At 41.5% G+C, this 26,660-nt stretch carries 22 protein-coding genes and 2 pseudogenes; 4 read left to right on the top strand and 20 right to left on the bottom strand.

Annotated elements, in window-relative coordinates:
• Positions 1-108: 108 nt before the first annotated feature.
• Positions 109-1,368 carry a serine-type D-Ala-D-Ala carboxypeptidase gene (locus tag ACESZG_RS07220; RefSeq protein WP_008706260.1) on the top strand — a complete coding sequence of 420 codons (1,260 nt, stop codon included), beginning with the start codon at positions 109-111 and terminating at the stop codon, positions 1,366-1,368.
• 147 nt (positions 1,369-1,515) lie between these two features.
• Here ACESZG_RS07220 and dapB read toward each other — a convergent pair whose 3' ends face one another.
• From dapB to ACESZG_RS07200, 4 genes are all read right to left on the bottom strand, one after another.
• Positions 1,516-2,277 carry a 4-hydroxy-tetrahydrodipicolinate reductase gene (gene dapB / locus ACESZG_RS07215; protein WP_008706259.1) on the bottom strand — a complete coding sequence of 254 codons (762 nt, stop codon included), beginning with the start codon at positions 2,275-2,277 and terminating at the stop codon, positions 1,516-1,518.
• A gap of 65 nt (positions 2,278-2,342) precedes the next feature.
• On the bottom strand, positions 2,343-3,236 hold the full coding sequence (dapA, locus tag ACESZG_RS07210; RefSeq protein WP_008706258.1) for a 4-hydroxy-tetrahydrodipicolinate synthase: 894 nt from the start codon (positions 3,234-3,236) through the stop codon (positions 2,343-2,345).
• A 79-nt stretch (positions 3,237-3,315) separates the two neighbouring features.
• Entirely contained in the window at positions 3,316-3,807 is a 492-nt protein-coding gene (locus tag ACESZG_RS07205; RefSeq protein ID WP_020993654.1) for a cob(I)yrinic acid a,c-diamide adenosyltransferase, read from the bottom strand.
• A 420-nt stretch (positions 3,808-4,227) separates the two neighbouring features.
• A complete protein-coding gene (locus ACESZG_RS07200) occupies positions 4,228-4,854 on the bottom strand; it encodes a single-stranded DNA-binding protein (RefSeq protein WP_008706256.1) in 627 nt (208 codons plus the stop codon).
• A gap of 422 nt (positions 4,855-5,276) precedes the next feature.
• Between ACESZG_RS07200 and typA the strand changes: the two genes are divergently transcribed.
• Positions 5,277-7,109, top strand: coding sequence for a translational GTPase TypA (gene typA / locus ACESZG_RS07195; RefSeq protein WP_373217843.1), 1,833 nt, complete (start codon positions 5,277-5,279; stop codon positions 7,107-7,109).
• A gap of 564 nt (positions 7,110-7,673) precedes the next feature.
• Positions 7,674-10,331: a bifunctional acetaldehyde-CoA/alcohol dehydrogenase gene (gene adhE, locus ACESZG_RS07190; RefSeq protein WP_055057894.1), complete on the top strand. Its 2,658-nt coding sequence runs from the start codon at positions 7,674-7,676 to the stop codon at positions 10,329-10,331.
• An 89-nt stretch (positions 10,332-10,420) separates the two neighbouring features.
• Here the strand turns inward: adhE and ACESZG_RS07185 are convergent, their stop codons facing one another.
• The 7 genes and pseudogenes from ACESZG_RS07185 to ACESZG_RS07155 all read right to left on the bottom strand — a co-directional run bounded on the left by ACESZG_RS07185 (position 10,421) and on the right by ACESZG_RS07155 (position 17,462).
• On the bottom strand, positions 10,421-11,509 hold the full coding sequence (locus ACESZG_RS07185; RefSeq protein ID WP_173702001.1) for a class II aldolase/adducin family protein: 1,089 nt from the start codon (positions 11,507-11,509) through the stop codon (positions 10,421-10,423).
• A gap of 80 nt (positions 11,510-11,589) precedes the next feature.
• Positions 11,590-13,149, bottom strand: a complete 1,560-nt coding sequence (gene cls / locus ACESZG_RS07180) for a cardiolipin synthase (RefSeq protein ID WP_025579271.1) — start codon at positions 13,147-13,149, stop codon at positions 11,590-11,592.
• A gap of 117 nt (positions 13,150-13,266) precedes the next feature.
• Positions 13,267-14,331, bottom strand: a complete 1,065-nt coding sequence (locus tag ACESZG_RS07175) for an FUSC family protein (protein ID WP_008706250.1) — start codon at positions 14,329-14,331, stop codon at positions 13,267-13,269.
• A gap of 101 nt (positions 14,332-14,432) precedes the next feature.
• Positions 14,433-14,948 (bottom strand): flavodoxin family protein BilS, encoded by a 516-nt coding sequence (bilS, locus tag ACESZG_RS07170; protein ID WP_173701999.1) that lies wholly within the window; start codon positions 14,946-14,948, stop codon positions 14,433-14,435.
• A 178-nt stretch (positions 14,949-15,126) separates the two neighbouring features.
• Positions 15,127-15,525, bottom strand: a complete 399-nt coding sequence (locus tag ACESZG_RS07165; RefSeq protein WP_055057898.1) for a hypothetical protein — start codon at positions 15,523-15,525, stop codon at positions 15,127-15,129.
• Between the two features lie 135 nt (positions 15,526-15,660).
• Positions 15,661-15,765 (bottom strand): annotated as a pseudogene (locus tag ACESZG_RS07160) (VOC family protein); the annotation flags it as partial.
• Positions 15,766-15,845: 80 nt separating this feature from the next.
• Positions 15,846-17,462 (bottom strand): mannitol dehydrogenase family protein, encoded by a 1,617-nt coding sequence (locus tag ACESZG_RS07155; protein ID WP_195303483.1) that lies wholly within the window; start codon positions 17,460-17,462, stop codon positions 15,846-15,848.
• A gap of 281 nt (positions 17,463-17,743) precedes the next feature.
• Here ACESZG_RS07155 and ACESZG_RS07150 point away from each other — a divergent pair, with 281 nt between their 5' ends.
• Positions 17,744-18,877 carry an ROK family transcriptional regulator gene (locus ACESZG_RS07150; protein WP_177975649.1) on the top strand — a complete coding sequence of 378 codons (1,134 nt, stop codon included), beginning with the start codon at positions 17,744-17,746 and terminating at the stop codon, positions 18,875-18,877.
• A 162-nt stretch (positions 18,878-19,039) separates the two neighbouring features.
• Here ACESZG_RS07150 and ACESZG_RS07145 read toward each other — a convergent pair whose 3' ends face one another.
• The 9 genes and pseudogenes from ACESZG_RS07145 to ACESZG_RS07105 form a co-directional block, all read right to left on the bottom strand.
• Entirely contained in the window at positions 19,040-20,032 is a 993-nt protein-coding gene (locus ACESZG_RS07145; protein ID WP_119245985.1) for a Fic family protein, read from the bottom strand.
• An 82-nt stretch (positions 20,033-20,114) separates the two neighbouring features.
• Positions 20,115-20,369, bottom strand: a complete 255-nt coding sequence (locus tag ACESZG_RS07140; RefSeq protein ID WP_119245984.1) for a hypothetical protein — start codon at positions 20,367-20,369, stop codon at positions 20,115-20,117.
• 275 nt (positions 20,370-20,644) lie between these two features.
• Entirely contained in the window at positions 20,645-22,453 is a 1,809-nt protein-coding gene (locus ACESZG_RS07135; RefSeq protein ID WP_008706243.1) for a Na/Pi cotransporter family protein, read from the bottom strand.
• Between the two features lie 146 nt (positions 22,454-22,599).
• Positions 22,600-22,830 carry a hypothetical protein gene (locus ACESZG_RS07130; RefSeq protein WP_161275851.1) on the bottom strand — a complete coding sequence of 77 codons (231 nt, stop codon included), beginning with the start codon at positions 22,828-22,830 and terminating at the stop codon, positions 22,600-22,602.
• 24 nt (positions 22,831-22,854) lie between these two features.
• Positions 22,855-24,207, bottom strand: coding sequence for a sedoheptulokinase (locus tag ACESZG_RS07125; protein ID WP_173698412.1), 1,353 nt, complete (start codon positions 24,205-24,207; stop codon positions 22,855-22,857).
• On the bottom strand, positions 24,204-25,391 hold the full coding sequence (locus ACESZG_RS07120; RefSeq protein WP_022380876.1) for a pyridoxal phosphate-dependent aminotransferase: 1,188 nt from the start codon (positions 25,389-25,391) through the stop codon (positions 24,204-24,206). Before ACESZG_RS07120 ends, ACESZG_RS07125 begins: the two co-directional genes overlap by 4 nt.
• Positions 25,392-25,780: 389 nt before the next feature.
• Positions 25,781-26,191 (bottom strand): hypothetical protein, encoded by a 411-nt coding sequence (locus ACESZG_RS07115; protein WP_055053782.1) that lies wholly within the window; start codon positions 26,189-26,191, stop codon positions 25,781-25,783.
• A gap of 112 nt (positions 26,192-26,303) precedes the next feature.
• Positions 26,304-26,489, bottom strand: a complete 186-nt coding sequence (locus tag ACESZG_RS07110) for a DUF6440 family protein (protein ID WP_019161960.1) — start codon at positions 26,487-26,489, stop codon at positions 26,304-26,306.
• Between the two features lie 86 nt (positions 26,490-26,575).
• Positions 26,576-26,660, bottom strand: a pseudogene (locus ACESZG_RS07105) (transcriptional regulator); the annotation flags it as partial.

The raw sequence follows: 26,660 nt of genomic DNA, 5'->3' as shown, positions 1-26,660 counted from the left end.
AATCTAGCGTACCGACAAGTTGCTATAGCAGGATTTCACTCATTAATGAGATGGATTGACTGCAGTATTTTACGGAATATCTATAACTCATATTTACAGGAGGTTATCATGAAAAGAAAAAGGAACCATTCACTTCGCAGCTCTGTTTTCATATTTCTGGCTGCACTTTTCCTGCTGTTTACCTGCAGTGTTTCTACTATCTATGCATCCACACTTCAGAAACCTGATATCGCAGCATCGGGAAAATTTGTAAAAGACGGCGATTACTGGATTTACCGCTATGATGATAAAACCATCGCCAAAAATGTATTTCTGAAAATTGACAAAAAGACCTATTATTTTAACAAACTCGGACACCGCTGGTGCAGCTGGCATACGATCAAAGGCAAAAATTATTATTTCGGAACCAGATTTCAGGGATATCTGATAAAGAATTCTCTTATCAAATATAAAGGAAATTATTACTATGTCGGTAAAGACGGTACCATGGTTACCGGATGGTACACTGACAAATCCGGAAAGAAATACTATTTTGGCAAAGACGGAAAAGCAGTTACAGGAAAACACAAGATCAAGGGAACTTACTATTACTTTAACCAGAATGGTACTGTCACCCACACCGGATTAAATTATTCCCTTTCCTCTGACTGTGCACTTCTCATGAATGCAGATACCGGTCAGATTATTTATGGCAAAAATGAAAATGTTGCTCATGCCAACGCCAGCACAACCAAGATTATGACCTGTATCCTTGCACTTGAAAACTGCAAATTAAACGAAAAAGTAAAGTTCTCCCCTTACGCAGCATCTATTGAACCCAGCAAGCTTTATGCAAATGCAGGAGAAATATTTTATCTGAAAGATCTGCTTTATTCCCTGATGCTTCCCTCCCACAACGACACAGCAGTTGCCATTGCCGAACACGTCAGCGGTTCCACTGCAAAGTTTGTTAAATTAATGAATAAAAAAGCGGCAGAGATCGGATGTACGAATACACATTTCGCAACCCCAAATGGTCTGGATGCAGGGTATAACCATTACACAACAGCTTCTGACCTGGCAAAAATTGCCCAGTATGCGATCAAAAAGCCTATGTTCCGCAAACTGGTGAGCACCGGCTATTATTCTTTCTCTAATCTCAACACCGGCAGAAGCTATTCTATCGGCACCACCAACGCCCTGCTCGGCAATGTTCCGGGAGTTCAGGGTATGAAAACAGGCTATACCAACAAAGCAGGCTATTGTTTTGTCGGACTTTCTTATTCCGCAAGGGGGAACACCTATATTTCCGTTGTCCTGGGTGCAGATTCATCTTCTGCCCGCTGGCAGGATTCCAGAACATTGCTGACTTACGCATATAATCACTGATCAGAATTATTATAGCAGCATACAGGCCAATATTACAAAAAAGGAAAGTGTTCTGAAACATCAGATACACTTTCCTTTTATATATTTTATTTCACTGCTATGAAGATACTGAAAATTACCAGTTATCAATTTTTACTGCATTCCTGATTATTTTGCACTGATAACATCGCTCATATCATATCTTCCTGCCGGTTTGCCTGCAAGGAATTTTGCAGCTTCAACAGCACCCTTTCCAAATACAGCTTTGGAATATGCAGTATGCTTAAATTCAATCACTTCATCCGGACCTGCGAAGATCACTTCGTGTTCTCCTACGATTGTTCCACCGCGGACTGCTGAGATACCGATTTCCTTATCATCCCGCATCTCACGTCTCTGGCTGCGGTCATAGATATAATGATACTGGTTATCCATTGCCTCATTAATGCTGTCAGCCAGTGCAAGTGCTGTTCCGCTTGGTGCATCCAGTTTCAGTCTGTGATGCTTCTCAACAATCTCCATGTCAAATCCTGCTGTTGCCAGAACCTTTGCCGCATCCTGAAGCAGTTTCATCAGAGTATTGATTCCAAGAGACATATTTGCAGATTTCAGAACTGCGACATTCTTAGATGTCTCTTCCACCTTTGCGAGCTGCTCCTCGCTTAAACCGGTTGTACATAATACAACCGGGAGTTTGCGTTTCTCACAGTAAGCAAGAAGTGCATCTGTTGCTTTTGCAGAAGAGAAGTCGATAAGGGCATCTGCCTCTACCTGGCATTCTTCCATATTTGTATATACAGGGTAGCTGTTCTTTCCCTGATCTGCCACATCGATACCTGCTACGATCTCAGCATCCGGATCCTTCTCCACAAGTCCGGAGATTACCTGACCCATGTGACCGTTACAGCCATGCATAATAATCTTTACCATTTGTCTATTCCTCTCAATTCCAGTATATCGGCAAGTTGATTTTCCGAACAATCCTGCGGTTATATTTATGCAAGTTTAATTCCGAAATTCTTCAGTTCTTCAGCAAGTTTTGCCTTGTTTGCATCTTCCATCTCGGATAATGGCATACGAAGTGGTCCCACTTCTTTACCCATCAGATTCAGAGCTGCTTTCACCGGAATCGGGTTTACTTCACTGAACAGTGCATGAATTAACGGGATTGCCTTTAACTGGATTTCTGCTGCACCCTTTGTATCTCCTTCAAGGAATTTCATAACCATATCATGTGTTTCCTTAGGAGCTACATTAGAAAGTACGGAAATTACTCCAAGTCCGCCAAGTGAAAGGATCGGAAGTACCTGATCATCATTTCCGGAGTAGAGTTCAATGCAGCCATCAGCCATGGACATCATGGTTGCAATCTGTGAAAGATCTCCGCTTGCTGCTTTGATACCAACAATATTCTTAACATTTTTAGCCAGAGCTACTGCTGTTGCAGGCTGAATGTTACAACCTGTACGGCTCGGAACATTGTACATAATGATCGGTGTTTCCGGAACTGCCTCTGCAATAGCTGTATAATGAGCGATCAGTCCTTTCTGAGTCGCCTTGTTATAATATGGAGTCACTATAAGAAGTGCATCTGCACCGTAAGAAGCAGCCTCCTTTGACATCATAATTGCAGTTTCCGTACAGTTGGAACCTGTACCTGCGATAACCGGAACACGTTTGTTTACCTTGTCGATTGCAAACTTAATTGTCTTAAGATGCTCTCCATGCGTCATCGTTGATGATTCTCCTGTTGTTCCGCAGATAATGATCGCATCTGTACTGTTTGCAATCTGATACTCCAGAAGTTCCTCCAGTTTATCATAATTAACCTTGCCATCTTCATACATAGGGGTTACGATTGCAACACCTGCACCTTTAAAAATTGCCATTTGCCTTCCTCCTTTATTCTTCTGTAATTTCCATACAGATTACTGCCCATTCATAAACAATAATCAGGTTTTATACACCTTATACAATCTCTGTTGTCAGTGTAGTTATGCTGTCTGCATATTTACGCAGGCTGTCCGGTAACGTCCGTCCCGTAAGCAAAATATGCATACTCTCGTCCTTCATCTTCAGGATATCACCGATTGCCTCTGCAGTAGTGATCCCATAATCCGGAAGTGCAAGAATCTCATCCAGGAGCAGAAAATCGCATTCCTGCGTTGCGATCACTTTGCGCGCAAAATTCAAAGCATTGAGAATATTGGTTTTCTCCTCTGCCTTCTCCTGCTCATTCAGTTCCTCATATCCTTCATCATGCTTCTCAAAACGGAATATCTTAATATCCAGATTATCCAATTCCTCCAGAAAATCCAGTTCCCTGCGCTCTCTTCCTTTCAGAAACTGAATAATAATGACGCTTTTACCCTGTGCGGAAGCTCTCAGACACTGACCGATCGCCAGAGTTGTCTTTCCCTTTCCCCCGCCACAGTAAACCTCTGTAAATTCTTTTTCCATAACAAACAATTCCTCTTATCGTTATTGAAATTGTACCTTCTTCTCTGTGTCATTACAGACATGATAAACAGCAGTCTGTTTTCGACTTCTGCGATGAGCTTCCGGCATATTCACGCCGGAATGCTTCGTGGAACAGCAGGCTGCCATAGTTATCTGAATACGCTTATATTACCGCAGTTTATGAAGAATTGCAAGTGTTACTGTTTACAGTAACCAATCATCATATATTCCAGGGTGATTGCAGCGTAAACAGACACATGACAGTAATTTTTATGTTACTGTTCATACACCACTATCCCGCGAGGCGTTTTGGCATAAATATGCCAAAATCCCGAGTCATACAAGCCAAAATTCCATTGCCGCAGGCAATCTGGAATGAATTTTGGCTACGTTACTGAGAACGGAGTGAACAGTAACATTTTATTCCATATATTCCAACTTGCTCACAGACACTTCATACGCAACTCTCTTCTCTGTTTCATTTTCCCCGATCCGTTTCATATATTCTCTGCTTTGGATACGTCCCCAGATCAGAACATGACCGCCAACTTCAAACGCAGATGCATAGCGGGCATTTCTGCCCCAGCAGATGCATGGTATGTAATCTGATTTTCCATACGGACGATTTACTGCCAACAGCACATCCGCAATTTCTCTTCCAAGAGGAGTTTTACGGTACACCGGAGGCTTACAGATATATCCGTCCAGAAAAATCTGATTTACCGGAACTGTTTCATCCTCTTCTTCCACAAACTTCAGTTCTCTGCTGAATACTGAAAGCACGAGACGGTTGTGCTTCTCCTCATGGCGGTTATATGAGCGGAACTGTCCATGGATTTCCACATATTCTCCGATATAATCCTGCGTTACATCCACCAGCCGTTCAGAAACCATCACCGGAATCCTGTCTTCCGAATCACTGAGCCTTTTGACCAGCAGCTCAGTCATATAGAAGCCTTCTCCAAAGACCTGATGACTGAATGTAAAGCCTGCTGCAATTTTGCCCATCATAGATACCTGATTGTTTTCAATAATTTTATCTGCCATAATGTGGTTCTCCTTCCCTGTAGAGCACCTGTGTCAGAATCCCTGCCTGCAGTGCAGACCGTAAATCGTCTCTGCTTTTTCAGCGATCCCGCATATGCTCCTCTGTACCTTGTATTGTTCTTTATAAGGTTATGTACAGGCATTCTCATTTAGAACCAGAATCTGCAAAAATAAAAAAAATTATTTTAACACCTTGTAATCTGGCGAAAATGTGGTAAACTGAAAATTCGGGTAACTTATTGAAAAAAACACATAATAATAGGAACAAATTCATCTGCAAGATTATATCGTGCTTGAAAAATGCTTTTGCAGCAAAATAATCCTGCTGATAACACATGAATATTAACAATTCCGGTAACTGTTCAGCCAGTGTGCCGAACAGTTACCCATTCAAAGCCTAAAGAGGAAAGGAAAATCATTTTATGAGAACAAAACGTGAAGATGTCCGTAACGTAGCCATTATCGCACACGTTGACCATGGTAAAACTACTCTGGTTGACCAGCTTCTGAAACAGAGCGGTGTATTCCGTGAGAATCAGGAAGTTCAGGAACGTGTCATGGACTCTAATGATATCGAACGTGAACGTGGTATCACTATTTTATCCAAGAACACAGCTGTTCATTACAAAAATACAAAAATCAACATCATTGACACACCAGGACATGCTGATTTCGGCGGCGAGGTAGAACGTGTACTTAAGATGGTAGACGGTGTTATTCTTCTCGTTGATGCTTTCGAAGGTGCTATGCCTCAGACTAAATTCGTTCTTAAGAAAGCCCTTGAACTTGACCTTCATGTAATCGTATGTATCAACAAGATCGACCGTCCGGAAGCCCGTCCGGATGAAGTTGTAGATGAGGTTCTGGAACTTCTTATGGATCTTGGTGCTTCTGATGAACAGCTTGACTGTCCGTTCCTGTATGCTTCTGCCAAAGCAGGACATGCTGTGATCGACTTAAACGACACTCCTAAGGATATGGCTCCGTTATTTGAAGCAATCCTGAAATATATCCCGGCTCCGGAAGGAGATCCGGAGGCAGATACTCAGGTTCTGATCAGCACGATTGATTACAATGAATACGTTGGACGTATCGGTGTTGGTAAAGTTGAAAACGGTACAATCGCTGTTAACCAGGAACTGACTCTGTTAAACCATCATGATCTGGACAAACGTAAGAAAGTTAAAATCAGCAAGCTCTATGAGTTTGACGGTCTGAATAAGGTTGAAGTAAAGGAAGCTACTATTGGTTCCATCGTTGCTATTTCCGGTATCGCAGACATCCATATCGGTGATACTCTCTGCGGCGGAGAAAACCCGGAGGCAATTCCTTTCCAGAAGATTTCCGAGCCTACTATTGCCATGAACTTCATCGTAAATGACAGTCCGCTGGCCGGTCAGGAAGGTAAATACATTACCTCCCGTCATCTTCGTGACCGTCTCTACCGTGAGCTCAACACAGATGTCAGCCTTCGTGTAGAAGACACTGATACAACTGAGGCATTTAAAGTTTCCGGACGTGGAGAACTTCATCTGTCTGTCCTGATCGAGAACATGAGACGTGAAGGTTATGAATTCGCAGTAAGTAAACCGGAGGTTCTGTACAAAACAGACGAGCGCGGAAAGAAACTTGAACCTATGGAAATCGCTTATGTAGATGTTCCGGAAGAATTTTCCGGTACTGTAATCCAGAAGCTGAGCGAACGTAAAGGTGAACTGCAGGGTATGAGTACTGCCAGTGACGGTACTGTCCGTCTGGAATTCCACATTCCTTCCCGTGGACTGATCGGATTCCGCGGTGAGTTCCTTACTTCCACCAAGGGTACCGGCATCATCAATACCATGTTTGACGGATATGCTCCTTACAAGGGAGATTTCCAGTACAGAAAACAGGGATCTCTGATCGCTTTCGAGGCTGGCGAAGCTGTTACTTATGGTCTGTTCGCAGCCCAGGAGCGTGGTACTCTGTTTATCGGACCTGGTGCAAAGGTTTACAACGGTATGGTTATCGGACAGAATGGTAAAGCCGAAGATATCGAGCTGAACGTATGCAAGACAAAACATCTGACTAACACACGTTCTTCTTCCGCTGATGATGCACTGAAATTAACTCCACCAAGAGTTCTCAGTCTGGAACAGGCCATCGATTTCATCGACCAGGATGAACTCCTTGAGGTTACACCGGAATCTCTCCGTATCCGTAAGAGACTGCTGGATTCCAGAGAACGTAAGAGAGCCGCTTTCAGAAAAGCCTGAAACAAATAGAAATTTAAGAAAAATTAAGCCTCGCAGATTTTGCGGGGCTTAATTTTTCTTAATCATTACTGTTCACTCCGTTCACAGTAACTCTTAATCTCCTGCAAACATATGGAAAAACATAAATCCTCCTGCAAACATATGGAAAAACATAAATCCTCCTGCAAACATATGGAAAAACATAAATCCTTCTACAAATTATATTGTTATATTTTCACGAAATTCCAAGTTAGTATTTGTTAACTTTTTCATATGCTATGTAATTGACAAATGATTAACAAAGTCATATAATAGCATCATCGAGATTGTTAATTTATTAACGTTATTTTTTTAACTTTCTTTCAGTTGTCAACAGAACATATATTGTTAAATTTTTCTCATATATTCTGACAATTGATATTTTATTCACATTATTTACGTGATTATGCACAATTTTCACCATAATATTTCGTTATACTCATATTAATGTTACTGTTGACCGAATAATCAGTTTATTTGTATAATAAAAACATAACAGGTCACGGTAAATACTTTTAACGAAAACACAAACAGGAGGATTCCCAAATGGCAAAAAAAGAGAACACTATCCCAACCATCATCGACACCCCTGAAGCCCTTACTGCAAAGATTGCAGCCATGAAAGAGGCACAGAAGATTTTCGCAACATTTACCCAGGAGCAGGTAGATAAGATTTTTAAAGCTGCCGCTACTGCTGCTGACAAAGCACGTATCCCGCTTGCTAAAGATGCTGTTGAAGAAACAGGAATGGGTATTGTAGAAGATAAGGTTATCAAGAACCATTACGCAGCCGAATATGTATACAACGCATATAAGAATACCAGAACTTGCGGTGTGATTGAAGAAGACACTGCTTACGGTATTAAGAAAATAGCTGAGCCGATTGGTCTGATTGCTGCTGTTATTCCTACAACCAACCCAACATCTACTGCAATCTTCAAAACTCTGATTGCACTGAAAACACGTAATGCAATCATCATCAGTCCGCATCCCCGCGCAAAGAAATGTACCATTGAGGCAGCAAAGGTTGTTCTGGAGGCAGCTGTAGAAGCCGGTGCACCGAAGGGAATCATCGGATGGATTGATGTTCCAAGTCTTGATCTGACAAATCAGGTTATGCGTGAAGCAGACATCATCCTTGCCACAGGTGGTCCCGGAATGGTTAAGGCTGCCTATTCTTCTGGAAAACCTGCTTTAGGTGTAGGTCCCGGAAATACTCCTGTTATCATTGATGACAGTGCAGATATCCGTCTGGCAGTTAACTCCATCATCCATTCCAAGACCTTTGACAATGGTATGATCTGTGCTTCCGAACAGTCTGTAACTGTTCTTGAGAGCATTTATAAGAAAGTAAAAGAAGAATTCCTTTACAGAGGATGTTACTTCCTGAAACCGGATGAATTAGAGAAAGTAAGAAAAACTATCCTTATCAATGGCGCATTGAATGCAAAGATCGTAGGCCAGAAGGCTGCCACTATCGCTGAGATGGCCGGTGTTGCAGTTCCTCCTGAAACAAAGATTCTGATCGGTGAAGTTGAATCTGTAGACATCAGCGAAGAATTCGCACATGAGAAGCTTTCCCCTGTACTTGCCATGTACAAGGCCAAAACTTTTGACGAAGCGATTGCCAAAGCTGAACAGCTTGTAGCTGACGGCGGTTATGGACATACCTCCGCTCTCTACATTGACACAAGAGAGAAGGAAAAGATGGAAAAACACGCAGCAGCTATGAAGACCTGCCGTATCCTCATCAATACTCCATCTTCTCAGGGCGGTATCGGCGACCTTTACAACTTCAAACTTGTTCCGTCCCTGACTCTGGGCTGCGGTTCCTGGGGTGGCAACTCCGTATCTGAGAACGTAGGTGTGAAACATCTTATCAACATCAAGACCGTTGCTGAAAGGAGAGAAAATATGCTCTGGATTAGAACACCGGAAAAAGTTTATTTCAAAAAAGGCTGCCTGCCGGTTGCTCTGGATGAACTTGGCACTGTTATGCACAAGAAACGCTGCTTTATCGTAACAGACTCTTTCCTTTATAAGAATGGATATACTAAAAAGATCGAAGATAAATTAGATCAGATGGGAATCGTACATACCTGCTTTTACGATGTAGAGCCAGATCCATCTCTCGCTTCTGCAAGAGCCGGTGCTGCTGCAATGAGAATGTTCGAGCCTGACTGCATTATCGCAATGGGCGGTGGTTCCGCAATGGATGCCGGCAAGATCATGTGGGTTCTCTATGAAAATCCGGACGCCAACTTTGATGATATGGCTATGGACTTTATGGATATCCGTAAGAGAATCTTTACATTCCCGCATATGGGTAAGAAAGCTTACTTTATAGCTGTTCCAACATCTTCCGGTACAGGTTCCGAGGTAACACCTTTTGCTATCATTACTGATAAGACTACAGGTATCAAATGGCCTCTGGCTGATTATGAATTAATGCCTGACATGGCTATTGTTGATACAGATAATATGATGAGCGCACCTAAGGGACTGACCTGTGCTTCCGGTATCGACGTTATGACTCATGCACTTGAAGCCTATGCTTCCATGATGGCATCTGATTATACAGATGGTCTTGCATTAAATGCCATCAAACTGGTATTTAACTATCTGCCACGTGCATACAAAGATGGTTCTGATGTAGAAGCAAGACAGCATATGGCAAATGCTTCCTGCATGGCTGGTATGGCTTTCGCAAATGCTTTCCTTGGCGTAAACCACTCTCTTGCTCATAAGCTGGGAGCTTTCCATCATCTTCCACATGGTATTGCAAATGCTCTGGTTCTGCTTCATGTTCTGCGCTATAATGCAGCCGAAGTTCCGGCTAAGATGGGTACCTTCCCACAGTATCAGTATCCGCACACACTTGCACGTTACGCTGAGATTGGCCGTTCTGTAGGTCTGACAGGCAAGAACGACAGCGAAGTATTTGAAAAGCTTCTCCAAAAACTGCAGGAACTGATGGATACTATTGAGATCAAACATACGATCAGGGAATACGGCGTAGACGAGAAGTACTTCCTTGAAACTCTGGACGAAATGACCGAACAGGCATTTAACGACCAGTGTACCGGTGCCAATCCAAGATATCCATTAATGTCTGAACTGAAAGAAATCTATCTGAAAGCTTACTATGGTGAGGGAAATATTCCTGAATCCGGGAAAGCCAAAGAGAAAAAAGAAGAGAAATAAGATTTGCTGAAAATAAACCTTTTCCTTTAAAAATATAGTGTTTAAACCAACAAAATGGGGCTGTCAAAAAAAGACAGCCCCTTATTATATTATTTCTTACTGCGATATGCTTCTGCTTCCCAATGTGTGATAAAGTATGTAATATCATCCGTCATATGAAGCGGACCGCCAAAGCTTTCTGCATATACTGCAAGCTTAATGGCATCTTTTACAAGAAGCTGTGCTTTTGCAGCTTTTCCCTTATCATCTTCCATGATAAAGGCACCGACTCCCTGTACCAGGATCAGTCTTGGCTCTTTGTCATTCTCTGCCATAAATGCATCCAGCGCAGCTTTTGCCTGGTCAATATCCTCTACAAATAACGGATATGGTCCGCAATATACAATGTGATCCGGTGTAAACGGCTTCAGAAGCGGTGCAGCCGCTGCTTTATCTTTTACAAAATGATCAGCTTCTGCTACAGGTACAACTTCTACTGCATGTCCCAGTAACCGGGAAAGCTTCTCTGCTGCCTGTTCTTTTTCAGATGTAACAGCATCACTGACATCAGCAGTTCTCTTTACCTGTTTCTCTAATTTACTGCTCACGCCGTCAAATAATGCTCCAATTTCCTCTACAGTATTTGCTGCAACGAAAATTCCATGATTCTGGAGCAGAAGAACCTGAACATCTTTTCCGTATTCTTCTTTATAAGCATTCATTTTCTCATAGCAGATACGTGCAAGCGTATATCCGGGTTTGCAGATATCGATCCAGAGTACATCTTTTCCAAGGAGCTGTTCGCTGAGTTCCTTTGCGCCTTTTCCGCAGGTCAGTCCATTGACAAGTGTAGGATGAACATGCAGTACATAAGTATAGGCAAATAAGTTATGAAGCAGTGCTTCTACACTTGGACGTTTTGTTTTGTCAGCATCTGTTACTGCAGCCATAACATCTGCAAGATACAGCGATTCACGTTTGACATCGTCTTCCGGATAATCTGTTTTCATGATCTCATTCAAACGTGCTCTGCTCATTTCCACAAATTCCTCTGCCTTAATTGTGGCAAGCTGTGTACCGGAGCCTTTTACATACAATGTGGTGTCATCTTTTACAGAAGTATTGCCACCGCCTGCAAGAACATAGGCAGGGTTGCTTCCATAAGTATTTGACATTTTTACTAAGGTTGAAAGATCCATAGTTAAAATTCCTCCCATATTTATAATAGTTTTGCTGTTCCCCATTCCATTGTACACGATATTCTGCTTTTTTCCAAGTGTTATAATAATCCCGCAAATAACCTCATAAACAGCTGTCCCAATCGCAGATATGCGCTGCGTCCGGTACTGTACTGTTCTGTGACTTCACGGCATTCATCCATTGTTGCTGCAAGATCATTTCGGATATCCAGAACTGCCTGGCAGTCTGCCATAAAGCAGCCGTTTTCAAAATGATGATACAGACTTCTGTAATCCAGATTTATGGTTCCGCAGGTTGCCATACAGTCATCTGCCACACTTATCTTTGCATGACAGAAACCAGGTGTCCATTCATAGATACGCACTCCATGCTTCACCAGTCCATGGTAAAAGGATCGTGTGATATTGTAGATCATCTTTTTATCCGGAATACCAGGTGTGATGATTCTCACGTCTACCCCGCGCTTGGCAGCCAGACACAGAGCATGGCTCATTTCATCTGTGATGATCAGGTACGGAGTCATAAACCAGCAATATTTTTCTGCTTTGTTCACCATACTGATATACACCTCTTCGCCTACCTGTTCATGGTCCATAGGACTGTCCGCATAAGGCTGGATAAAGCCTGTCTGCTTTGCCTGATAATCTGTCTGAACCAGAAATCCGGTAAAATCACTGTCATTTTTATCCTTATCACTGACAGCATTCCACATCTCCAAGAATGTTACTGTTAGGGAACGGACTGCCTCCCCCTCCAGACGGATACCTGTATCCTTCCACTGTCCATAAGGATGTGTGAAATTAAAATATTCGTTGGCAAGGTTGTAACCGCCGGTAAATCCCACTTTTCCATCGATCACTGTGATCTTGCGGTGATCCCGGTTATTCAGGAACACATTCAGACCCGGAGTAAAAGGGTTGAACACTCTGCAATGGATTCCCACATTTTCCATTTTCTTAATGAAGTCTGTATTGATAAACCCAATGGAACCCATGTCGTCATAAAATACTCTGACTTCTACGCCTGCCTTTACGCGGTCTTCCAGAACTCTCTGGATTTTATGCCAGGCCTGTGCATCCTCAATGGCATGATATTCCATAAAAATGAATTTCTCTGCCTTTGCCAGATCTGCCAGCTGAGCCTCCAGCCCTTTGACTGCCTCATCATAATAAATAACATCTGTATTCTGATAGACCGGATAGGAGGCATTTTTCTGTATATAATCAGAAATATTGCCTGCCTTCGGGATTTTCCTGCCAAGCGTTTCCCTGCACTCACTGTCATTGGGAAGCAACGGCAGAAGTTCCCTGTCGATCTGGTCATAACGCTCCCGCATTTTACGGGTACCGCCATTGAGACCAATCAGTAAGTACAATCCCACTCCCAGGATAGGGAATACAAGGATTAAAATAACCCAGGGCATTTTCATAGATGAAGTCTGGTCTGACGCATACAGCTTAAGAACCAGTACACCTGCAAGAAGCCTTGTCATCAGATTGATAATCTCCGCATATTGATTCAGCTTTGTGATCATAGCAATGATAAAAGCTGCTTCCAGTAAAATACATACTGCGGAAAAGCATAATCGTTTTACACCATTTTTCGTTTTCGCCCTGCCTTCCAGGGTATCCTGTTTCATATTCTTTCTCTCTCCCTCTGTCATTGTACGTTAATATTCACTCTATTCCCAGAACACATATCAGACGGATAAAATCATCCGCTTTTTTACTTGCTTATAACCGCTCCGCAGTTTCAGTCAGGAAAGATTTTCTGCACATTTATTTGTGCCTATATACTCTGCTACTTTATCTGTTACTTTATTGCAGATTACCGTATAAGCTGCTCCCAGAACATTGGCGCCTATACGAAGTGCTATTGCTGCCGGCATTCCGAAGATCCCTGCTGCAATAGACAACGCTCCAAATGTATTAAATGCAGTCTGCCACGGATATCCTGCTGAATATCCAACTCCGATCCCTCCGATCATTCCAATATACGGATACATGGATTTAGGAAGTACCAGATACAGCACAATAAACAGCAGACAGCCCACAACATTAAACATTCCTCTGCTCACAGACCTTGGGATACAGTCCTCTGTAAAAGGCAGACATACGGACATACAGGCGATTCCTGCCCACATTGCTCTGGGAAGTCCCAGAAGATTCATAAACAGCATTGCGCTGGATACAATCAGTGTCAGTTTCACATACCATCTGCTTCTTGCTGACTTAAGATCAAATTCCCGGAACAAATCCAGGAAGGTTCTTCGATAGGCTCTGTTTCTCTGGTTCTTATAGAAGACGATCATACAGATCACCATTCCCACCAACAAGCCGATCACACGGAAGGTGTATTCCTTTCCTGTCACATCATAGCCCAGAAGCAGCAAATAGCCCAGAACAAAGGTAGAATGATTGTACATGATCACATTATGACAGCCCAGTATCATCAGCAGTAAAATACACACAGCATTCACTGCAAACGCGGCTAACGGAGGCACTATATTTGCCAGACGGGGTCCTGCCATAAGAATACCGAAGATCCCTGCAATGGAAAGCAGTCCATGTGTTGTCCTGATCCCGAAATCTGCCTGCCGCAGCACAAGCACTGCCAACAGAACAGTAACACCAACTACACTGTTGCTGCTCCCTGTAAGCTTACTGTACATGCTCACCACTGCTACGCAAAAAGCCATAACCAGATACACTTTAAAATTATAGATTAAAATGTGCCGTCTTTTCTCTTTGGGATCTGTGGTGCTTCTGATCAGCTGTTTGGAGCCGGTCGAACTCAATTGTAATTCCTGATAAAATGTCATGTCTCGTTACCTCTCTTTCGTGAAAATTTATAAAAATTTATGAATTACCTTTTTTAGTAACGAGCACTATACCGCAGTTCCCTCTGTTAGTCAAGACTTAATTATTTTTCCAGGTCTCTTCTGATTATTTCTTCAAGTCTCTCCAGATCCTCATTATCAGGATGAGATAACGCCCTGTCAAAATTCTGGATCAGTTCATCCAGGTTCGGCGCATGATCCGGCTTCTCTTTCATCTTTACGTATCTGTCCCTAACTGACTGGGGCATTTTCCCCTGACACATAAATTCTCCGATTACTGTATTACTCTCATCCACAGATTCTTTAACTTTCCCGAGAACCTGCTGGAAATAGGCTTCACTGCCTCCGAAACCTGCTGTTCCAAACAGAAAGATCTTCTTGTTTTTCAGACTCTTTAACAGTTCAAGTGTTGCAGGATCTGCATTCCCTATATCTGTCCAGAATCCAATGTATAATATGTCGGAAGAGAGAGCCTTCGCTCCTTCTGTTCCAAAATAATCACAGTTTTCCTCAGGCAGTACCTCCCTGATCTTCTCCGCAAGTTTTTTTGTATTTCCTGTTTTACTGCTGTACAGAATTGAGTATCTTTGTGTTCCCATGCTGTCTTGCTCCTTTTTGGTTTTATGCACTCTTAGAGTCTTCCTTGTTTCTGCTTTTGTAAGAAGATTTTTTTTAATTCCGAAAATACATTTTTGTCTGCATTATTTATATTGCTTATTCCTTCCAACTGATACATAAGCACATTCGTTCTACCGTAACCGAATTCGGTAAAACATTTTAAAAATCTTCCTCTGATTCATTTACAGTTCTATCCCGGAACATTTTCAGCAGCTCTTCCAGACTTTCTCTCAGCTTCTCATTCTTATTATACTGAATCAGTACCACCGTAACAATGGCAGACAGGATCATGCATCTGCGGATCAGTTTTCGGATGCGGATACATCTCTTTACATCTTTTCGTCCCTTTTCATAGAGTTTCTCTGCCATCCTGTCAGCTCTGGCATCTTTGCAGGCAATATAATCATCAATCACCTGCTTATCCTCCTCACAGATATCCAGATTCTCATACTGACTCCTCAGTTCCTCGAGTTCTGCATTATTCTGTCTGATCACGGTATCTTTGCGGTTGATTCTCTCAGCTGCACTCCGGCTCATTCTTTCTGTTCGTTTACTCATGATAAAAACTCCTTTCGTTTATTTTTTATTATTTTCTATTTTAAACTTTTCTCAGGCTTTTCTCAATAAAATATTGAAAACAAAAAGCACCTGCTTTGACAGATGCTTTTTCTCGCTGAATTTAACCGCCTGACTTTATAAGTACTGACTGAACTCAACCTTCTCTTTATTCGGTCCCTCAATTGTAAAAAACTTTACCCCGTTTTCCCAGAAGGGAAGAAAATGAACAATATCATTGGTCGGAATTCCAATATGCTGTTTTTTTAAATTCATTTTCATTTTCCTCCTGAAAGTCAGTTATAATATCCATCTGATGAAAATCATCCAACATATTTATGTATTGTTGCTCTTACAGCTCCAGGTCCTGCAATCATCTCACGGAACATATCCTCAACCTTCTCTCCCACACCGTCTTTGTAAAGGTCAGTGAAGAACAGACGCTCATTGGAAAGAATTGGTTTTAACTGATCTTTGAGTGTTTCAGGTTTACCTACTACAATATCCTTAAATTGTTCCTGCAGTTCCTCATTCATTGGATCCGGTGCAAGTTCAAATTTATTTCCTTCATCATCTACACCAAGCATATATCTGAGCCATCCTGCAATTCCCAGCGGAATAGCTGTCAGTCTGGAAGCATCTCCGAATTTCTGTACATATGCTTTGATTGTTTCGCCGAAACGGATGCCAACCATCTGAGATACATCTACTGCCAGACGAAGGTTGGTGTCTCCCAGATATTCATTTGGAAAACGATCATTAAAAAGCTCATCCACAAATGCCTGAGGCGAAAGGATTCCAGGGTCAGCAACTACCGGAAGACCTTCATCATAAGCAATCATACGTGCCATTTTCATCATATCTTCATTTGTATTAAGCATATGCGCAAACAGCTCATATCCAAGAACTACTCCCAGCGGACCTGTAGCAGAATGAACCGGATTCAGACATACGGTTACTTTCATACGTTCAGAAAGGTTAACTGTATTTCTGTCTGCCATATATACACCGAAACCTTTTTCCAGAGCCGGACGTCCGTTAGGGAAGCTGTCCTCTATTACAAGATACTGTGGTTTCTCAGCATTGACAAATGGTGCAATGTATGTCTTCTTACCTGTGATCACCGGCTGCATGTTCTCAACACCCAGATTCTCAAGATCTGCTGCAATCTGCTCGCTTGGACGAGGTGTGATCTTATCGATCATTGTCCATGGAAAAGCAACTACTTTCTCATCGCTTACATAGTTTACAAATCCCTCATCAACAAATCCGGCTTTCTTCCACTCTTCTGTCATTGTCAGTACTGACTCACGAAGCTTTGCACCGTTCTGTGAGCAGTTATCCATGGAAACCAGTGCGATGGGATATTTTCCTGCTTTATATCTTTCATAAAGCATTGCAACCAGAACTGCCATGGCACCAACTGCTTTATCCGGACCATTCTTGATATCTGCCTCTACAAACGGGAACCATGTTCCGTCAGCTTTCTGTAATGCATAGCCTTTCTCTGTGATCGTAAAGGAAACCATCTGCAGGGATTTGCTTGTGAAGATTTCTTTCAGGCGTTTCCACTGTGCTACATTAGAAGACTGTGCCTTCACTGCTTCTGCAAAAGCTCCGACTACTTTATACTCACGGGTTCCATCCCCATGCAGGATCACGCTTAATCCCAGATTGTCATATGGATCATAAATCTTGTCTGCTACATCATAATCAAAGGTTTCCACACAGGTAATCCCACGATCCAGAACTCCCTCTTCCAGAAGACCATCTGCAATTCCACCGATAAACACACGGAAAATATTTCCGATACCAAAGTGAACCCATACCGGATTCTCCTTTGCATTCTCAGAGGCAGCCTCTACATCATAACCCGGAAGAGCGATTCCTGCCTTTTTCCATGCTTCCTGTTCCTTGATTCCATTGATTGATAATTTCATGTTATATCCTCCTTGTTTGTCTTATTCGATACTTATTGTTTGTTGTTATGTTCTTTACTTACGTTTATATCTTAACTGTAAGTTGAGTATATATCTTTTCTTTTAAAAAATCCATTGACAGAAATTCTAATTTTCAAACAACTTTTTTGTCTATTTTACTATAGTGTGCTGACAAATTGATGTTGCTGATCGTGCCGGATATTTTTATTGTTTTTTTTTCGTTCTATGCTACAATAAAACTGAAACTTAACATTATCTTGTAACATAATCAGGAGAATATTATGAGTGAAAAGGGATTGACCAACATTAGTCTCAAGAAAATAAATAAATCAAAGGTTTACCAGTACATTTACAGAAAAAAAACGACCTCCAAGCTGCAGATCGTTCAGGAACTGCAGATGGGTTTATCCACTGTCAGTCAGAACCTGAATCTTCTGGAACAGGAAGGTCTTATTGAAAAAAATGGTTTCTTTGAATCCACCGGTGGAAGAAAGGCAAACGCCCTTCAGATTGTATCAGATTTTAAAATTTCCATTGGCATCGGTATTTTAAAAGGGATGTTTCATATTACTGCTGTAGATTTATATGGAAATGCTTTCTATACGGATACCATTCCGCTTCCATATTCCAACACACCGGATTACTATAAACAAGTTACTGACGCAGTAAAAGAATTCATCTCATCGCGCCAGTATGACAATGACAAAGTTCTTGGCATCTCCATTGCCACACAGGGTATCACATCCCCGGATCATACCACTGTACTATATGGAGATATCATGAATAACGCAGGCATGAAACTGGATGATTTTTCCAGATATCTTCCATATCCCTGTTATCTGGAACATGATTCGAAATCAGCTGCATTCCTTGAATTATGGAATCATCCGGAGCTTGACAGTGCTGTTATCATCCTGCTGAACCGAAATCTGGGCGGCGGCATCATTACCAATCATCAGATTCATCAGGGGATCTCCATGCACAGCGGAACTCTTGAACATATATGTATTAATCCCGACGGCCCACTTTGCTACTGCGGCAGCCGTGGCTGCCTGGAAACCTACTGTTCTGCCAATGCACTGGAACAGGCTGCAGATATGCCTGCCAAAGAATTTTTCCCTCTTCTGCGCGAAAAAAAATCTCCCCAGATCATACAGATCTGGAAAGATTTTTTAAACCATCTGGCATTTGCCATGAAGAATCTTAACCTTGTTATCGATGCACCGATCATCCTCAGCGGATATCTGGCACCTTATTTTACAGAAGAAGATATTGAATATCTGACAGAACATCTCCATACAGCCGCCCCATTCATACTGAATAAAACACAGATTCTGGTCGGTACCAACGGACAATATACACCGGCAATCGGAGCGGCTCTGCATTATGTAGAGAAATTTATTCAATCCATTTAACTATAGCAATTCTTATAAATAATGCAATCAAGACAGTTCAGCAGAGTGCGAAAGACAAGAAAGATATCTGATGCAGGACTTCACACTATGATGGGCTGGATTGCTTGCAGTATTTTATGGAATTGCTATAGATTGCTATAAATCAGATAAGCTTCCTGCTATTCATACTTTCATATATCGCTGATTTCTGCTATTCGGTTTATCTGGTAATGTCATTTGGATCAAATTCATCTCAAGTGCGGGTTGCAAATAATTTCTGCGGAATCCATCTCTGGACTTTAACCCCAGTTTTTCCATAAGTGTTTTTCTTGTATAAGGCGTATCATACTCCATGATTTCAAGCATTTTCCTGACAGTTTCTGAAAACTGCTCATTTTCTTCATTCATCTGAAGCGAAATATCTTCCAAAATCCTGTCTATCTGCGACAACATAAACTCTATAAAAATGGTAGATTCTCCCGAAACATGACATCTGGCAATCGCATCATAATATTCATCCTGAAATTTTTCAATCTGGCTTTCGATTGGAATATACTCAAATACAGGTTTCCATTTAGACAAAATCGCAGTGTGCCATAATCTTGCCATTCTTCCATTACCATCAGCAAATGGATGAATAAAGACAAACTCATAATGAAATACACTGCTCATAATCAATGGATGAACACTATTCCTTGATTTCTTCATCCATTCAAACAGTTCATCCATAAGCTGCGGTACAAATTGCGCCGGAGGTGCCATAAAAATACATTCATCTCCATTAAAGACTCCCTCTTCTCCATGGCGAAACTCCCCACATTCTTCCACAAGATATTTTGTCATAATCCCATGAAATTTCTTTAAATCTTTTATACTATAGGGATTAATTTCCGAAAGGCTTTCATACGCCGCATATGCATTTTTAACTTCCTGTATTTCTTTCTGTTCCCCCAGTACAAGCCTGCCATTAATTACATCCCTAACCTGCCCCAGAGAAAGAGAATTCGCTTCTATTTTTAAAGATGAATGAATAGATTTAATTCGGTTATTCTTTCTCAGGTGCGGTTTTGTTTCCAGACTTCTGATTGCCGTGATTCGCCCTATTTTTTCAGAAATTGAAGACACATATGATAATATCTCATTTGTTATTGTAAATGGCGGTTTATATTCTCCCACAAAACACCTCCAGGATTTCCGTTATCTTGCACATTATCTTGCACACTTTTTTGCATACTTTCTTCTTCAGGATAGATTCCGTCTACTTCAGTGCTGTCAGAATCTCCATTACATTGTCGTAATCTTTCTCTCCGACCATGATTTCATACAATGTTTTATCTGTTCCGAAGTTCCCACCCATGCTGCGGGCAGTTCCCCTGCCCGGGGCTATCATTTTTTCTTCGTGGTTAACTCTCTTTGTTTTGTATTTGATTTTCTCTGAATCTAAGGCTTTACAATACTGCTCATATTTGTCCCTGGATGCACCGAGATAAACTGTTCTGCTGTCGAATAACATAATTACTTCCTCCTTTGGGTGTTATGTTTGCACAATTTCCGCCTGCTATAACTGATCCAGTCTACAGGAAGAATCTCTGCCTGAATGAATATATTTGATTTACAAAAATGATCCTGCCTGCTGGCTCGTCAGTCTGCACACTCCGGAACGTATTCAAAAAATCATTCCTACAATCTTGCATGCCCAGTAATATAATAGAAAACAGCAGACATCCGTTTCCAGATCATCTGCTGTCATTATATCATATATATTTATTGCTTTGTAGTATAAAAGTATTATTCTACCTCTTCCGGTTCCATGCTTCGCATGTGTTCCTCGTTCTTTACGATTTCATACTTCTGGCGATATTCCTTGAAGTATGTATAATATTCCACGCTGTCAGATGGGTAAATCTTGGAATCATGGATATGCATATCCGGATTCTCGTCTCCACTCTTAAGGAGAGCTACCATTGCACTTGCACAATGTGCTGCAATACGGTTGAAGCTGTTGAGAATGTCTGTATATACAGTTCCCTCTTCCAGTCCGCAGTTGCCATTACTCAGACGCTCTACATGATGCATCTTCAGCTCATTGCATAAGGATGTGATAATCATTCCAAGCGGTGCAACTCTCTGTGCCATCTCTTTGTCATCATTGAGGAATGCACGACAGGTAAGGTTGATCTCCTCGCGAACTGCTTCCATTACTACATTCAGTTCATCCCAGGCTTCCTGTGAGAAATTAGTGTGATTATCATGCATTTCACTGGACATATAGGCAATGTAGGATGCATGGTCACCGATTCTCTCAAAGTCATTGATGGTATGAAGATAAAGGGATGCCTGCCTTGTCTGGGCACTGTTCATCTCATGCTTTGTGAGCTTCATCAGATATTCCCCAAGACGGCTTTCGTATTTATCGATCAGGTTCTCTTTTCTCTGTACCTTATCAAATTTATCCTGCTGATATTCATTCAGAAGGTTCATGGCACGGTTGACATTCTTGCGAAGCTTCCTTGCCATACCGCTCATGGCACGATGACACTGTCCAATAGCAAGTGCCGGATAATTCAGAAGACGTTCTTCCAGAAGATCAAAGTCTGCTTCATCTTCCAGTTCCTCTGCACTGTCTTTTACAAGCCAGCACACCAGCTGCTCGATCTTCGGTATGAACGGGAAAAGAACACATACTGTTGCTACACGGAATACAGTATTCAGTAAAGCAATTGCAACCGGTGACATAATCATATCCATAAATCCGAAATGCACAACAGCATTTACAGTGTAGAAGATCACTGACCAGAGGATAAGACCAAACAGGTCATTGATCAGATAAACAAGTGCTGTACGTTTACCATTCTTATTCGCACCGATTGCTGAAATCAGAACCGGACAGGCAGCACCTACACCGATACCAAGAACGATCGGGAATGCACTGGAGAATGTCAGGATACCTGTTACAGATAACGCCTGCAATACACCGACTGTGGCAGATGCACTCTGCAGCACTGCGGTAAATGCAATACCTACCAGAATACCTATCAGCGGGTTGGAAAACATTGTCAGCATGTTTGTAAATGTGGGGCTGTCCTTCAGTGGTGAAACAGCACCGCTCATTGTCTGCATACCTGTCATCAGGATTGCAAAACCAAGCATGATATTACCGATATTTTTATGCACGGAACGCTTACATGCCATGCGAAGGATAATACCAATAATCGCTACTACTGCTGAAATTGTTGCTGTAGATAAAATCTTCGCAATTCCGTTCTTTCCGTCAATATAAGAAAGACAGAGGATCCATCCGGTAATACTGGTTCCGATATTGGCTCCCATGATAATACCGATGGCCTGTTTCAGTTTCATCATACCTGAGTTAACAAAACCAATGACCATAACGGTTGTGGCAGAAGAAGACTGAATCACGCTGGTAACACCAGTACCCAGAGCAACTCCCTTCAGCGGTGTGTTTGTCATTCGATACAGGAAAGCTTCCAGCTTATTTCCGGCAACCATTTTCAGGCCGTCGCCCATCAATGACATACCGAACAGGAATAACGCTACTCCGCTCAGTAATGACAATATCATTGAAAAAATTCCCATTATTTTCTCCTTTGTCGTCTGCCTGATTTCCCACCTCATCTCAGAAAATCGGCGCATAATGTAAGCAGGTTATTTTACCTGTTTCTAATCAGAATTTAACCTGCTTTTTACTTTTCCATTCTTATTATGTCACGTCCGGGAGATTATTACAATAATTGTTTTTTCAAAAATTGCATTTTTTCCATAGCGTTTAAAATGCTGTCTTTTTTTTCCTGATTTTTTTTGCAGTTTTCATAAAATTTTCCGGCATGCTCCAAAATATATCTGAACATGTCGAAAAATAACATACAATAAATCGGACAGTAAAGAAGGAGCTGTCTATTTTCAGGACAGCCCCTTTCCTCAAATTCCAGTATTAAAATCAATTGGTTATTCACAATCCGCTTCACTGCTTCATTTTATTATCTGGGGGAATTGATATAGTTATACATACTACTACTCATTGCTGCCCCTGTCGCAGCTTCCTCTTCACATTCTGCCAGAACAAGTTCTGCCTTGAACATATCCGCAATAATTTCACACAGTACCGGATTTTTTCTCAGTCCATTCCCTGAACCAATCATGCGTCTGATTTTTATACCAGTTCCTTTCTGAATAGTCATATACATCTGATACAATTCTGTGCTCATTCCCTTCAGAACACCATAGCAGAAATCTTCAGGTGTAAAGTTTTCGGAATATACCTGAGTAATACTGCCGCTTTTTTCCGGATTCACCCGCGTACCATCAAATGTTGTTTCAACTTTAATCTTTCGGCTTTCAGTTCTTTCACTATTCTGGTCTCTCCCTGTTCTTGCCATCTTTTCCATTACTTTGTATAATGGCTGCTCCTGTCCGGTCGCTTCTTTTACAATTTTCCGGAAAAACTGTTCCAAGAGCGCATACGCCTTGCCACCACACAGAGATGCTCCCGCAAGCAGATACTTCCCATTCAGGAAAGGTCTCGCCTCAATTCCATCTCCCGAAAAATACTGACCGGAAAGAACAGAAATCTGTCCACCGGTTCCCATATTGACCAGTAATGTATTCTCCTCATCACCTGCTGCTCCAAGGAAGCTTGCCTGATTGTCTCCGATTGCTGTTGTAACTGTCCTTCCTCTGTATGTACCCAGTTTTTCTATTTCCGTACAGACATCCGGCAGCCAGTTTACGTCCACTCCCATTTCAGCCAGTTTTTCTTTCTCAAAGCACATCTTACGACTGTCAAAGAATCCCAAACCTGCTGCATTGCTTACATGTATCAGAGGTTTTTTTCGTCCCGTTAAATACATTCCAAAATAATCCATGATTGTACAGAAACTCAACGCCGAATCCGGAACCAGATTATGCCTGATATTATAAATGTGTGTAACAAGCCCATATCCTGAAGCAGCATGGATTTGACATCTTTCCCGGATTTCTTCTGTTAAAGGAATCTGATCCCCATCGCAGATACTTCCTCTGGCATCCTGCCATGTATATAACGGACTGACACAATTTCCTTCTTTGTCAACATAGACAATTCCATGCATCTGCCCTGTGAGCCCAATCCGCTCAACATGCGGATACTTCTCCAGGAAATAATCCAGCAGATTCACTGCTCTTTCTACAATTTCTTTTGCATACTGTATTCTTTCCCATTCATTTCCGGTTTCGATAAAGCAACCGTTCTCTACAGTTTTTGCCTCCAGAATCTTTGCCTGTCCGTTTTCCTCTTTTTCCAGAACAACACCGCTTATCGTTGTTGTCCCAATGTCAATCCCCGCTGTTTTCACAGTCCAAACTCTTCTGCCAGTTTCTTAAACTCCGGCAGGGAATTAATAATAGTATCATAAGATACACAATAAGCCAGTCTCACATAACCCGGGCAGGCAAAGGAACTTCCCGGAACCATGAGAATATTATATTTCTTTCCAGCTTCGCAGAACGCTTTTTCATCTGCTACCGGTGATTTCACAAAGAGGTAGAATGCGCCTTGCGGTTTAATGCACTCGAATCCGCATTCCTTCAGTCCGTTATATAATGCCAGACGGTTCTTGTCATATGCAGCTACATCCACTTCTGCATCTACACATTTGGCAATCACCTTCTGCATCAGGGATGGGGCGTTGACACATCCGATAGTACGGTTGGCAATAGCCGCAGCAGTGATAAGTTCTTCACTGCCATCTGCTTCATCCGGAATTACCAGATAACCGATACGCTCTCCCGGAAGGGACAGAGATTTACTGTAAGAATAGCCAACAATGGTATTGTCATAATATTTTGTCAAATACGGAACCTCTACACCGTCATAAGCCAGCTCTCTATATGGCTCATCAGAGATCAGATAAATCACACTGCCGAATTCCTGCTGCTTTTTCTCAAGAATTGCAGCCAGCTTCTTAATGGTTTCTTCGGAATATACAACACCAGTGGGATTGTGAGGTGTATTTACGATCACTGCTCTTGTCTTTGCTGTAATCTTCTGCTCAAACTCCTCAAGATTCGGTTGGAATGTGGTTGTATCCGGAGAGATTTCCACAAGCTTGCCATCAAAATTGCGCACATATGCACCATATTCCAGAAAGTACGGTGCAAAAACAATCACTTCTTCCTCAGGATTCAGGATTGTCTTAAAAATCACATTCAGACCACTGGCTGCTCCAACTGTCATAATCAGATTCTTCGCTGCAAATTTAGTTCCAAAGCGGTGGTTCAGAGATTCCGCAATCGTCTGGCGCACATCCTCAAATCCTGCATTACTCATATAACCATGCAGCACTGTCGGCTCCACTTCATTCACCAGATCAATAATAGCCTCCTTCACACACTCCGGCGCCGGAACGCTCGGATTCCCAAGACTGAAATCATAAACTTTGTCCGCACCGTAAATGGCTCTGAGACGATTTCCCTCCTCAAACATCATACGGATGGCTGAATTATTTTTTACATAAGGTTTCATTTTTTCTGCTATCATAACATATTCGCTCCTGTCCAAATAATCCCGGCAAACCGCCGAAATTCAGAATAATATTGCAACTGTCCAATTTCTCTTGCAGTGCATAATTTATCTTTATTTTAACCTTATCATGGTAAAGTGTCAATGTGCGACAATATACTATATTCCATCTTTTTAGCCGAAGTCAAGTAAGTCCCCTGCTTTAATTGCGAAAAGCAATAAGCAGGGGGTGGGAACTTGCTTGTATCAGAAGGAATCTTTGCGCTCCTCCAGTAACAAAATGTCAATAGTTTTTTAATCACTTTTTTCAAAAAAGGCAAAAAGAATAGAACGTATAGTTAATTTCCATACGCTCTATCTCACATTTCATATTAAATTTTTGAATTCTACAAACTGAAATCTGTCTGTTAATTTGAAACAGATGTAGCACTTACTTTCTTGTCGATAACAAAATATGTAACCACCATTAAAATAGAAATTATCAAACCAATATAAAACTCTGGGAATGCAAATCTAATGCTTTTATGGATACTTACTTCGCCCGTTATATTCATTACGTGCCATGTGAAGAACTTATATATCTCAGAAACAACAATACCAATTGTGCCTAATGCACCTAAACTTTTGCCAACAACCTGTTCCTTGAAGGGAAACCATACACCCACAGCAAACAAAATAACAGACACCATTCCAATGGGATTGAGCAAATTTATTAAACCTGTGATTTCCTGTACGCCTTTTAGCTCACCATATTGATTAAGGAACATTGGTAATAAACTGATAATAAATGCTATTGATAGAATAATTTTCTTTTTCATATAATCGCACTCCTATGTCAAATACCGATTGAGATTTCACCTGTTTTAAGCGATTTAATAACTGTTATATTTTGTTATTAAATTCTCTGCAAACCCTTGAAAACGCTGAATTTTACTTTGTAATTATGACTTTTCCTTCAGAGTCCAGAAGAGGTGTAATACCAGCCCCGTATCCAGATTTCCAACAAAGATAATTAACTCCAGTCTCCTTATCTACAAGAATTTGGCGAATCCCTTCGTCCTTAAGCGAACTTCCATCTCTAAATATAACTTCAAATCTTTCTTCTTTTTTTGCCATGTTTATTCCTCCTCGTTAAGCGTTAAATTCCGATTTCTCAGTTTCAAAAAGCTGAAATTGTTCGAGCTTTTCAAATACTAACGTACCTAATTCCGTTCAATAATTGATTTATAGTAGTTACCAAAGTCAGCAAGTGAATTAACAATTGGAAGCATTTTTGTTCCGAGTTCC

It is taken from the genome of Blautia sp. Marseille-P2398 (genome assembly GCF_964240315.1).
Lineage (GTDB): Bacteria > Bacillota > Clostridia > Lachnospirales > Lachnospiraceae > Blautia_A > Blautia_A wexlerae.
This window is presented reverse-complemented; position numbering and strand designations above follow the sequence as displayed.

What these genes read in the sequence shown, in the direction of transcription:
- ACESZG_RS07220 (WP_008706260.1), top strand. Translation starts at nt 109, where the DNA reads ATGAAAAGAAAAAGGAACCATTCACTTCGCAGCTCTGTTTTCATATTT.
- dapB (WP_008706259.1), bottom strand. Translation starts at nt 2,277, where the DNA reads ATGGTAAAGATTATTATGCATGGCTGTAACGGTCACATGGGTCAGGTA.
- dapA (WP_008706258.1), bottom strand. Translation starts at nt 3,236, where the DNA reads ATGGCAATTTTTAAAGGTGCAGGTGTTGCAATCGTAACCCCTATGTAT.
- ACESZG_RS07205 (WP_020993654.1), bottom strand. Translation starts at nt 3,807, where the DNA reads ATGGAAAAAGAATTTACAGAGGTTTACTGTGGCGGGGGAAAGGGAAAG.
- ACESZG_RS07200 (WP_008706256.1), bottom strand. Translation starts at nt 4,854, where the DNA reads ATGGCAGATAAAATTATTGAAAACAATCAGGTATCTATGATGGGCAAA.
- typA (WP_373217843.1), top strand. Translation starts at nt 5,277, where the DNA reads ATGAGAACAAAACGTGAAGATGTCCGTAACGTAGCCATTATCGCACAC.
- adhE (WP_055057894.1), top strand. Translation starts at nt 7,674, where the DNA reads ATGGCAAAAAAAGAGAACACTATCCCAACCATCATCGACACCCCTGAA.
- ACESZG_RS07185 (WP_173702001.1), bottom strand. Translation starts at nt 11,509, where the DNA reads ATGGATCTTTCAACCTTAGTAAAAATGTCAAATACTTATGGAAGCAAC.
- cls (WP_025579271.1), bottom strand. Translation starts at nt 13,149, where the DNA reads ATGAAACAGGATACCCTGGAAGGCAGGGCGAAAACGAAAAATGGTGTA.
- ACESZG_RS07175 (WP_008706250.1), bottom strand. Translation starts at nt 14,331, where the DNA reads ATGACATTTTATCAGGAATTACAATTGAGTTCGACCGGCTCCAAACAG.
- bilS (WP_173701999.1), bottom strand. Translation starts at nt 14,948, where the DNA reads ATGGGAACACAAAGATACTCAATTCTGTACAGCAGTAAAACAGGAAAT.
- ACESZG_RS07165 (WP_055057898.1), bottom strand. Translation starts at nt 15,525, where the DNA reads ATGAGTAAACGAACAGAAAGAATGAGCCGGAGTGCAGCTGAGAGAATC.
- ACESZG_RS07155 (WP_195303483.1), bottom strand. Translation starts at nt 17,462, where the DNA reads ATGAAATTATCAATCAATGGAATCAAGGAACAGGAAGCATGGAAAAAG.
- ACESZG_RS07150 (WP_177975649.1), top strand. Translation starts at nt 17,744, where the DNA reads ATGAGTGAAAAGGGATTGACCAACATTAGTCTCAAGAAAATAAATAAA.
- ACESZG_RS07140 (WP_119245984.1), bottom strand. Translation starts at nt 20,369, where the DNA reads ATGTTATTCGACAGCAGAACAGTTTATCTCGGTGCATCCAGGGACAAA.
- ACESZG_RS07135 (WP_008706243.1), bottom strand. Translation starts at nt 22,453, where the DNA reads ATGGGAATTTTTTCAATGATATTGTCATTACTGAGCGGAGTAGCGTTA.
- ACESZG_RS07120 (WP_022380876.1), bottom strand. Translation starts at nt 25,391, where the DNA reads ATGATAGCAGAAAAAATGAAACCTTATGTAAAAAATAATTCAGCCATC.
- ACESZG_RS07115 (WP_055053782.1), bottom strand. Translation starts at nt 26,191, where the DNA reads ATGAAAAAGAAAATTATTCTATCAATAGCATTTATTATCAGTTTATTA.
- ACESZG_RS07110 (WP_019161960.1), bottom strand. Translation starts at nt 26,489, where the DNA reads ATGGCAAAAAAAGAAGAAAGATTTGAAGTTATATTTAGAGATGGAAGT.